The organism is Streptomyces sp. NPDC052701, from assembly GCF_040678355.1.
GTDB lineage: Bacteria > Actinomycetota > Actinomycetes > Streptomycetales > Streptomycetaceae > Streptomyces.
Genome location: NZ_JBFATO010000068.1, coordinates 1 through 8,367, shown reverse-complemented (window position 1 = coordinate 8,367; position 8,367 = coordinate 1). Strand labels below are relative to the sequence as shown.

The window sequence follows — 8,367 nt, the reverse complement described above, 5'->3', positions numbered from 1 at the left end:
TCGGCTCCTACACCGAACTGCCGTCCTCGAACCCGGCGGTGCTGGCGTTCCTGCGGGAGTACGAGGACGACCTGGTGCTCTGCGTGAACAACTTCTCACGCTTCGCACAGCCCACCGAGCTGGATCTGAGCGCCTTCGAGGGGCGTCATCCGGTCGAGTTGTTCGGCGGCGTGCGCTTCCCGGCCATCGGCGAACTGCCGTATCTGCTGACTCTGGCGGGCCACGGCTTCTACTGGTTCCGGCTCCGCAGGGAGGCCGCGTAGCGTTCGATCCCGGCCGGATCCGCCGGGCAGGCCGCAAACCCCGCGGCGGGGCGTTTCCCCCGCCCCGCCCGGGGCACGCATCAGTAACACCCCGCCGACCCGCGTGAGCCGGTCAGGCGCCGCCGGTGTGGACAGGCCGAGCGCGTCACGGCTCTGAGGGGCCGGGCGCGTCCGGGCTCCCGGCACCGGCTGAAGGCGCCCCGGAGGCGCACCAGAACAGGGGAAAGGACGCGACGCCATGTCGGAAGCCGTCACCAGCACCGTCACGCCCCCTTCCGCCCTTCTCGCCTCCCTGGAGCCCCTGCTCAGAGAGTGGCTGCCGCGGCAGCGCTGGTTCGCGGGCAAGGGCCGTCCGGTCACCGGGTTCACCCTGGTCGCCGCCACCGAGCTGCTGCCGGCCCCGCTCGAGCAGGGAGGCACGTCCCTCACCAAGCTGGGCCTGTACCACCTGCTGGTACGCGCCCACCAGCCGCTCGTGCCCTCCCACGGCGCCTCCGACCACCCCGGCGACTGCTACCAGCTCCTGATAGGCGTGCGCGAGGCGCTGCCACCACGGCTGGCGCCCGCGCTGATCGGACACGTGACCCAGGGGCCCCTGGCCGGACGGACGGTCTACGAGGCCCTGCACGACCCCCGGCCCGCCGAACTGCTCCTGGAGGCCCTGCGCACCCAGGCCCGCATCGGCGGGCTGCGTTTCGAACGGGACCGGCACCAGGAGATCCGCGCCGGGCTGGTACCGCGCCTGATGACCGCCGAGCAGTCGAACTCGTCGGTCGTCTACGGCGATACGTTCATCCTGAAGCTGATGCGCCGGGTGGTACCCGGCGTCAACCCCGACCTGGAGCTGCCGCTGGCGCTGGCGCGTGAGGGCTGCCCGCGGGTGCCGCCCCCGACGGCCTGGATGGTGGCGGACGTCGACGGCTCCGCGGCCGCCACGGGCTCGGTGGACTTCGCCGGCGAGCCCTACGTCCTGGGCGTGCTCCAGCCGTTCGTGCAGGGCGCGGCCGACGGCTGGGAACTGGCGCTGCGCGAGCTGGCCAAGGGCCAGGACTTCGCCGCCGAGGCCCGGGCCCTGGGACGCGCCACGGCCGAGGTGCACACCGCGCTGGCCCGCGCGCTGCCGACCGTCACACTGGGGCACGCCCAGCTGGAGCAGACGGTCGGCGGCATGATCGAGCGCCTGGACGCGGCCGTCCAGGCGGTGCCCGCGCTGCGGCCGTACGCGCCCGGGCTGCGCTCGGCGTTCACGGCGCTGGGCGACCTGGCCGCGGAGGGCCGCACCTGGACCGCGCAGCGCATCCACGGCGACCTGCACCTCGGGCAGTGCCTGCGCTCGCCCGCCGGCGAGTGGCGGCTGATCGACTTCGAGGGCGAACCCGCCCGGCCGCTGGCCGAGCGGCGGATGCCCCAGCCGGCGCTGAAGGACGTCGCCGGCATGCTGCGGTCGTTCGACTACGCGGCGCGCTCGGTCGACCCGCCGCAGCCGGACTGGGCGCGGACGTGCCGTGCCGCCTACTGCTCCGGGTACGCCGAGGCCGCCGGCCACGACCCGCGCACCGACCCCGTCCTGCTGCGCGCCTACGAGACCGACAAGGCGATCTACGAGGTGGTGTACGAGGCCCGGCACCGCCCCGACTGGCTCCCGGTTCCGCTGGCCGCCGTGCACCGGCTGGCCTCGGCCGACCTGACCTGACCGACCTGATCCACCCTTCGCCGAGGAGGCTCCTCCCGTGACCCCCCGCCCCGAGTCCAGCGGTCCGCGTCCGAAGAGGACGGCCGAGGCCAGCGGCGTCGAGCAACCGACGGCCGCGCAGAAGAAGGCCGCCGCGAAGAAGACGGCGGTGCCGGAACAGGCCACGGCCAAGAAGGCGGCGGTCAAGAAGACGACCGCCAAGAAGACGGCAGCCGGGAAGACGGCGGTCCCGGAACAGGCGGCGACCGGGAAGCCGGCCGCCGGGAGGACGGCGGCGAAGAGGACGGCCGTCCCGGAACAGGCCACGGCCGAGAAGGCCGCCGCGAAGAAGGTGGCCGCGGCTGCGGCCGGCGCTACGGCGAAGGCCACAACCAAGAAGGCCACGGCGAAGAAGACAGCGGCGAAGAAGAGCGCGGCCGAGAAGACCACGGCCGCGAAGAGCGCGGCGAAGGCGGTGACGACGAAGGCCGCCGCCGAGGCCACCGCCACGAAGGCCACGGTGAAGAAGGCGGCAGCCAAGAAGACCGCGGCGAAGAAGACGGCGGCCGGGAAGGCGGCGGCGAAGAAGGCGACCGCCGGCAAGACGACGGCCGGGAAGGCGACGGCCGCGAAGGCCGCGGCCGGGAAGACCGCCGCCGAGAAGCTCGCGCCCGTTGCCGCCGCCCCGCCGGAGGCCGCCGTCGCCGTCTCCCCGGCCGTCGGTGCCGCCGACCGCGGCCGGCTGCTCGACGGCACGCACCACGACCCGCACTCCGTGCTCGGGGCGCACCCGGTGCCGGGCGGGATCGCCTTCCGGGCCTTCCGGCCGTACGCGCTGTCGGTGACCGTGGTCGCCGGGGACCTGCGGGTCGAGCTGCACGACGACGGCGAGGGCTTCTTCTCCGGGCTGCTGCCGCTGCGGGAGCTCCCCGCCTACCGGCTGCTCGTCGCGTACGAGGGGACGGTCCAGGAGACCGAGGACGCCTACCGCTTCCTGCCCACGCTCGGCGAGTTCGACCTGCACCTGATCGGCGAGGGCCGGCACGAGGAGCTGTGGAACGCGCTCGGCGCGCACCCCATGACGCACCAGGGCGTCACCGGCACCCGCTTCTCGGTGTGGGCGCCGAACGCGCGCGGGGTGCGGGTGGCCGGCACCTTCAACTTCTGGGACGGCACCGGCTTCCCCATGCGCTCGCTGGGCTCGTCCGGGGTGTGGGAGCTGTTCGTGCCGGGCATCGGCGAGGGCGAGCTGTACAAGTTCGAGATCACCCGCCCCGACGGCTCCCGGACCCTGCGCGCCGACCCGCTGGCCCGCCGCACCGAGGTCCCGCCCGCGACCTCGTCCGTCGTCACCTCCTCGCACTACCGATGGGGGGACGAGGAGTGGCTGGCCCAGCGCGCCCGGACCCCGGCCCACAAGGCGCCCTTCTCGGTGTACGAGGTGCACCTGCCGTCCTGGCGGCCGGGGCTGACCTACCGTGAACTGGCCGAGCAGCTCCCGGCGTACGTCAAGGACCTGGGCTTCACCCACGTCGAGCTGATGCCGGTCGCCGAGCACCCCTTCGGCGGCTCCTGGGGCTACCAGGTCACCGGCTTCTACGCCCCGACGGCCCGCCTGGGCACCCCGGACGACTTCCGGTACCTGGTCGACTCGCTGCACCAGGCGGGCATCGGCGTGATCATGGACTGGGTGCCGGCGCACTTCCCGCGGGACGCCTGGGCGCTGGCCGAGTTCGACGGCCGCCCGCTGTACGAGCCCGAGAACCCGCTGCGCGCCGCGCACCCCGACTGGGGCACGCTGGAGTTCGACTACGGGCGCAACGAGGTGCGCAACTTCCTGGTGGCCAACGCCCTGTACTGGTGCGAGGAGTTCCACATCGACGGGCTGCGCGTGGACGCGGTCGCCTCCATGCTCTACCTGGACTACTCGCGCGAGCCGGGCCAGTGGGTGCCGAACGAGTACGGCGGCCGGGAGAACCTGGACGCGGTGGCCTTCCTGCAGGAGATGAACGCGACGGTGTACCGGCGGGTGCCGGGCGTGGTGACCGTCGCGGAGGAGTCGACCGCCTGGGACGGCGTCACCCGGGCCACCCACCACCAGGGCCCGAGCGGCTTCGGCGGGCTCGGGTTCGGGCTGAAGTGGAACATGGGCTGGATGCACGACTCGCTGGCGTACATGGCCCACGAGCCGGTGCACCGCAAGTACCACCACCACGAGATGACCTTCTCGATGGTGTACGCCTACAGCGAGAACTACGTCCTGCCGATCTCCCACGACGAGGTCGTGCACGGCAAGGGCTCGCTGGTGTCGAAGATGCCGGGCGACTGGTGGCAGCAGCGCGCCAACCTCCGGGCCTACCTCGCCTTCATGTGGGCCCACCCCGGCAAGCAGCTCCTCTTCATGGGGCAGGAGTTCGCCCAGGGCGCCGAGTGGTCCGAGGAGCGCGGCCCCGACTGGTGGCTGCTGGACCCGAACTACGGCGCCGAGCCCGACCACCGGGGCGTCCGCGACCTGGTCCGGGACCTCAACACGGTCTACCTGGCGACCCCGGCGCTGTGGCAGCGGGACACGGAGGCGTCCGGTTTCCAGTGGGTGGTCGGGGACGCCGCCGAGGACAACGTCTTCGCGTTCCTGCGCTTCGACGCGGACGGCTCCCCGCTGCTGTCGGTGTCGAACCTCGCCCCGGTCGTCCGTCACGACTACCGCCTCGGGGTCCCCGACGACGTGCCCGCCTGGCACGAGGCCCTCAACACCGACGCGGGACGCTACGGCGGCAGCGACGTCACCAACCCCGCCGTCGTCAAACCGGAGCCGCAGGGCTGGCACGGCCACCCGGCCAGCGTCCGCCTGACCCTGCCGCCCCTGGCCACGGTGTGGCTGCGCCCGGCCTGACGGGGCGGTCCGACGGGGCCCGAGCGGTCCCCGGGGGGGGGCGGCCCCCGGGGACCGGGCCCGCGCCGTCACGGCTCCTACGCCTGCCCTGACTCCTGCGCGAGGGCGGCGGCCAGCGCCCGCGGCAGCGGCTCGGTGTGCAGGACGCCCAGCCGCTGCGTGGCCCGGGTCAGGGCCACGTACAGGTCGCTGGTGGCGTACCGGGCGGGCTCGACCACCAGGACGGAGTCGAACTCCAGTCCCTTGGCCTGGCGCGGGTCGAGCAGCACCACGGTCCGGGTGAGGTCGGGCTCGGCGCCCGCCGTGACGCCGTCCAGCCGGGCGGCGAGCTCGCGGTGCAGCTCGCGCGGGGCGATCACCGCGAGCCGCCCCGCAGGGGCGCTTCCCCGCTCGTGCGAGGCCGGGGACCCGGAGGATGCGGTCAGCTCCCGCACCGCCTCGGCCACGGCGGCCGGGAGGTCGTCGGTGGCGCGGGCCCAGGGCCGCAGGCCCGTCGAGCGCACCGAACTCGGCGGTTCGAAGCCGGGGTGCTCGGCGCGGACCACGGCCGCCGCCACGTCCATGATCTCCGCGGGGGTGCGGTAGTTGACGCCGAGGCGGGTGTGCTCCCAGCGGTCCTCGACGTAGGGCCGGAGGATCTCCGCCCACGAGCCGACGCCGGCCGCCTCCGACGTCTGCGCCGGGTCGCCGACCAGGGTCATCGAGCGGGTCGGGCTGCGCCGCATGAGCAGCCGCCAGGCCATCGGCGACAGCTCCTGCGCCTCGTCGACGATGATGTGCCCGAACGCCCAGGTGCGGTCGGCCGCCGCGCGCTCGGCGGCGCTGCGGTGGTCGTCCTCCTCGTGGCGCTCGGCGAACCGCTCGGCGTCGATGACGTCGTGCGCGGACAGCACCTCGGACGCCTCCGGGTCGTCGTCCTCCTTGTCCTCGAACTCGTACGTCCGGGAGGCGTACGACACGTCGAGGACGCCCTGCGCGTAGGCGATCCGCGCCGCGCGCTCGCGCTCCGCGCGCTCGCGGGCCGATCGGTCGTCCTCGCCGAGGAGTTCGGCGGCCTCGTCGAGCAGCGGCACGTCGGCGACCGTCCACCGCCGGGTCACCGGGCGGCGGATCGCGGCGGCGTCCTCGTCGGGGAGGAAGCCCTCGGGCGCGGCGAGGAAGTCCGCGACGAGCTGCTGCGGGGTGAGCCGCGGCCACAACCGGTCGATCGCGGACCGGACTTCGGGGTTCTCGGCGAGTTCGTCGCGGATCTGGGTGAGGTCGCTCGCGTCCAGCAGGCTGGAGCCGTCGTACGGGTCGGTGCCGATGCGCTCGGCGTACAGCTCGGTGAGGGTGTTGAGGATGTGGCCCTCGAAGTGCTCGCGGGCCGGGTTGTGCGGGAGCCTCGTGGCGCGGGTGCGCTCGCGGGCGACGCCCACCAGGCCGTCGTCGAGCATCAGGATCTCGCGGTCGTGCTCGATCGCGATGACCGGGTCGGGCAGCGCCTGCCGGCTGCGGACCACCTCGGCGAGGACGTCGGCCATCCCGGCCCGGCCCTTGACGGCCGCCGCCTCGGGCGTGTCGGCCGCCGTCGCCCGCACCCCGGGGAACAGCTCCCCGACCGTCGCCAGCAGCACGCCGGTCTCGCCGAGCGAGGGCAGCACCTCGCCGATGTAGCCGAGGAACGCCGGGTTCGGGCCGACGATCAGGACCGCGCGCCTGGCCAGCAGCTCCCGGTGCTCGTAGAGCAGGAAGGCGGCGCGGTGCAGGGCGACGGCCGTCTTGCCGGTGCCCGGGCCGCCCTCCACCACCAGCACTCCCCGGTGCGGTGCGCGGATGATGCGGTCCTGGTCGGCCTGGATGGTGCGGACGATGTCGCCCATGCGGCCGGTGCGCGCGGAGTTGAGCGCGGCGAGCAGGACGGCGTCGCCCGTCGGGTCCTCGTGGCCGGTGCGGGTGGTGTCGCCGAGGTCGAGGATCTCGTCGTGCAGGGCGGTGACGCGGCGGCCCTCGGTGGAGATGTGCCGCCGGCGCCTGAGGCCCATCGGGGTGTGGCCGGTGGCCAGGTAGAAGGGGCGGGCGACGCCGGCCCGCCAGTCGATCAGGATCGGCGTGCGCTCCGTGTCGTCGGCGCGCAGCCCGATCCGGCCGATGTGGTGGGTGGTGCCCGAGGCCAGGTCGATGCGGCCGAAGCAGAGGGAGCCGTCCACCGCGTTCAGCGCGGCGAGCAGCCCCGAGCGCTCGGCGACCAGGATGTCCCGCTCCAGCCTGGCCTGCCTGGGGGTGGCGCCCTGCGCGAGCGCGTCCGTGACGGAGGCCTCGGCGTCGCCGCGCAGCGCGTCCACACGCGCGTACAGCCCGTCGATGAATTCCTGTTCCTGCCGGAATTCATCGTCCGGATATTCGGTGTTTGACAATTCCGCTCCCGCCCGGATATACTGTGCTCACTGAACTTCACCGCGACTTCCACAGGATTCGATCGAACCGGATTCAACTGAACCGAAGTCGCGAATCAATGAATATACGCAAGGAAATCCCCCGGGCGCAATTGCCCGGGGGATTTCCCCGTATCCGGCCGCCGTGTTCCGCCGGAGCGTGCCCTTCCGGGGCTACAGCACGTCGGACAGCTCCTGCAGCAGCCGCCGCCCGGGCCGCGCCCCCACCATCGACTTCACCGGCTCGCCGGCGCGAAAGACCATGAAGGTGGGCATCGACAGCACCTTGTAGGCGTTGGTCGTGGCCGGACTGCGGTCCACGTCCAGCTGGACCACCTTCAGCCGGCCGGCCTCCTGCGCGGCGAGGGCCGCCAGCACCGGTGCCATCTGGCGGCAGGGCGGACACCAGTCGGCGGTGAATTCCACCAGCACCGGCAGATCCGCGCCGATCACCTCCGTCTCGAAGTCCGTGTCGGTCACCTCGGTCACACCACTGGCCCTCATCCGTGCCCTCCCAGTTCGCACACCGGTTCCGGACCCCCCGGAACCCCCGCCTCGGCCGCCAGTTCCTCCCGCGCCCGCTCGGCTCTGGCCAGCTGCGCGCCGACCTTCGCCCGCACGCCCCGCAACTCGCCGATCAGCGCGTCCAGCTCCGCCAGCTTGCGCCGGTAGACCGCGAGCGAGGCGGGACACGAGTCGCCCTCGGGATGCCCGGCCCGCAGGCACTCCACGAAGGGCCGCGTCTCCTCCAGGCCGAACCCGAAGTCCTGCAGCGTCCGGATCTGCCGGAGCAGCCTCAGGTCGGACTCGTCGTAGGTCCGGTGGCCGTTGCCGGTGCGCCGCGCGGGCAGCAGCCCGCGCGCCTCGTAGTACCGCAGCGTCCGCGTCGTGGTCCCGGCCCGTGCGGCCAGCTCGCCGATTCGCATGGGGACGAACGTACGGCTTGACGTCGGCGTCAAGGCAAGGGCGACCGGGGCGCAAAGCGCACGGTCCGCGCACGGTCCGCGCCCGGGCGGCGCCGCCGCATGCGGAACCGGGCGGTCCGGCCCACGGCCCCGCGATCCGCGCCGAGAACCTCACCGTCGTCCGAGGCCCCCGCACGGTCCTGCGCGGCCACGGCTTCAC

The 8,367-nt window shown here is 73.6% G+C and carries 6 protein-coding genes; 3 read left to right on the top strand and 3 right to left on the bottom strand.

All coding sequences use genetic code 11. From position 1 onward, the window contains the following. The 3 genes from AB0L29_RS35300 to glgB form a co-directional block, all read left to right on the top strand. Positions 1-263: alpha-glucosidase C-terminal domain-containing protein (locus AB0L29_RS35300; RefSeq protein WP_365833430.1), on the top strand; the 263-nt coding region annotated here is incomplete at its 5' end. A 238-nt stretch (positions 264-501) separates the two neighbouring features. Further along, positions 502-1,956: a maltokinase gene (locus AB0L29_RS35295; protein ID WP_365833428.1), complete on the top strand. Its 1,455-nt coding sequence runs from the start codon at positions 502-504 to the stop codon at positions 1,954-1,956. 37 nt (positions 1,957-1,993) lie between these two features. Continuing rightward, the gene (gene glgB, locus AB0L29_RS35290) at positions 1,994-4,828 is read left to right on the top strand and encodes a 1,4-alpha-glucan branching enzyme (RefSeq protein WP_365833426.1); all 2,835 of its coding nucleotides are present in this window, start codon (positions 1,994-1,996) and stop codon (positions 4,826-4,828) included. A 77-nt stretch (positions 4,829-4,905) separates the two neighbouring features. Here the strand turns inward: glgB and AB0L29_RS35285 are convergent, their stop codons facing one another. From AB0L29_RS35285 to AB0L29_RS35275, 3 genes are all read right to left on the bottom strand, one after another. Beyond that, entirely contained in the window at positions 4,906-7,242 is a 2,337-nt protein-coding gene (locus AB0L29_RS35285; RefSeq protein WP_365833432.1) for an ATP-dependent DNA helicase, read from the bottom strand. Between the two features lie 174 nt (positions 7,243-7,416). Then, positions 7,417-7,746, bottom strand: a complete 330-nt coding sequence (locus tag AB0L29_RS35280; protein WP_365833424.1) for a thioredoxin domain-containing protein — start codon at positions 7,744-7,746, stop codon at positions 7,417-7,419. Then, positions 7,743-8,168 carry a MerR family transcriptional regulator gene (locus tag AB0L29_RS35275; RefSeq protein ID WP_365833422.1) on the bottom strand — a complete coding sequence of 142 codons (426 nt, stop codon included), beginning with the start codon at positions 8,166-8,168 and terminating at the stop codon, positions 7,743-7,745. The genes AB0L29_RS35280 and AB0L29_RS35275 overlap by 4 nt, the downstream gene beginning before the upstream one ends. Positions 8,169-8,367: the final 199 nt, after the last annotated feature.